Source organism: Rhodoferax sp. UBA5149 (assembly GCF_002413825.1).
Lineage (GTDB): Bacteria > Pseudomonadota > Gammaproteobacteria > Burkholderiales > Burkholderiaceae_C > Rhodoferax.
Genome location: NZ_DHXT01000015.1, coordinates 4833 through 5622 on the forward strand (window position 1 = coordinate 4833; position 790 = coordinate 5622).

Consider the following 790-nt stretch of genomic DNA (forward strand, 5'->3'; position numbering starts at 1 on the left):
GTGATGCGCTCCGCGCCGGGTTGTTCCAGCATGGTCGCCAGTGCCTGCAAGATCTGCACCCGGCGTTCGCCCGGTTTGGGCCGCTTGCGAATCGGGTTCGCCATCTCGCTGCCGGTCAAGGTTGGAGAAAGCGCTGGAGAGGAGGATTCGACGTCAGACATGGTGAACCAGGCGAAAGGATCGTTTGATTCTCGCATAGCGGCCCCTAGGGTTTTCTCGGGGTCAGACGGCGAACCGCAAGCTGAAGCGCAAAGTGACCGTTCCGCCTTCAAGCGTGTATTTCAGGGCCTTGTCCAGCAGATTGCATAGCAATTCGCGCAACAGCCACGCATGGCCCGTCACGCGCACGGCTTGCACATCCAGCCCTAGATCGATGCGTTTGGCCGAGGCCGCATCGAGGTAGACCTCGAGCAGGGTTTCACACAGCGCTTTCAGATCGACCCGATGCATGGGCTGCGCGTCCAGGCTGCGCGCGTCGGCCCGCGACCAGGCCAGCAGCTGATTGGCCAGTTGCGAGGTGCGACGGGCGGCATCGCGCAAGTGGTTGATTTGGCTTGCTCCTATATAGATAGCGGCTCGCGCACTATCCACGGGGGCTAGAGGCCTGTTTTTCTCATATTTTTCGTGCCACTCAGACGTCGCCCCCGGATTGTTGAACGCTTGTGCCCACGCTTCGACCTGGGCCTGCAAGTCGGCCAGCAGCGGGCGCAACAGCCGGTCTTGCTGCAGGGCGGCGTTGTTCGCCGAACGGTAATCAAACCAGGTGTCTCAAGTTCGACACTTCCTGGAG

Annotated in this window: 1 protein-coding gene and 1 pseudogene; both read right to left on the minus strand. The window is 61.1% G+C overall.

Annotated features, from left to right (window positions below):
- Window positions 1-161, minus strand: a pseudogene (locus B3V69_RS01130) (nucleoid occlusion factor SlmA); the annotation flags it as partial.
- Between the two features lie 61 nt (window positions 162-222).
- Window positions 223-711, minus strand: a complete 489-nt coding sequence (locus B3V69_RS01135) for a hypothetical protein (RefSeq protein WP_296443015.1) — start codon at window positions 709-711, stop codon at window positions 223-225.
- Window positions 712-790 lie beyond the last annotated feature (79 nt).